The organism is Leisingera sp. ANG-M1, from assembly GCF_000813745.1.
GTDB lineage: Bacteria > Pseudomonadota > Alphaproteobacteria > Rhodobacterales > Rhodobacteraceae > Leisingera.
In genome coordinates this window covers 28,762-29,356 of sequence record NZ_JWLC01000040.1, presented here as the reverse complement: position 1 = coordinate 29,356, position 595 = coordinate 28,762, and the positions used below count along the sequence as shown (strand labels likewise).

General features: G+C 61.5%; 1 protein-coding gene. It reads left to right on the top strand.

The genetic code is table 11. The features are described 5' to 3' along the window. Positions 1–31: 31 nt before the first annotated feature. Positions 32–595 (top strand): beta-ketoacyl synthase N-terminal-like domain-containing protein (locus tag RA19_RS24925; protein WP_275041758.1); only part of this gene is annotated, 564 nt, incomplete at its 3' end.

Genomic DNA, 595 nt, shown 5'->3' with positions numbered 1-595 from the left:
GTACGGCACCGGGAATGGCCCGAACGAAGTTGTGGAGCGCAACCTGTCGGCCATCACTGCCGACGGATTGACGGCTGTGGAACCGCTGAGCTTTCAGGAAAGTGTTTTTAATGCGCCGGCCAGTCTGATCAGCATCGAATTTGGGTTTCGCGGGCCGCTTCTGGCGTTGCCGATGGGCTGGGCGGCAGGTGGCTATGCAATTGCAACTGCGGCGGACCTGATCCGCTTCGGTCATGCTGAAACCGTCGTTGTTGTGGTGTCTGACGAAATGAGTGCAATCGGCAATTCGGCAATGCGCGGGTTGCGCCTGATTTCGAAACAGACCGAGGCCTCTGAACTGTTGCGCCCCTTTTCCGCAGACGCCAGCGGAGCAAGTAACGGCGAAGGCGCGGCGGCCATCGTTGTTGAAGCCCGTCAGGCGGCGGAGAGCCGGGGAAACGCGCCGCTGGCTATTCTGCGTGACTGGTCGATGACCTCGGACAGCTGTGGCGTCGGTCCGAAGCGAAGCGCCGGAGGGATCCAGGCTGCCATGGCTCAGGCTCTGGACCAGGCGGCTGAACAGGAGCCGGACGTAATCTTCAGCGGCAGCTATCTC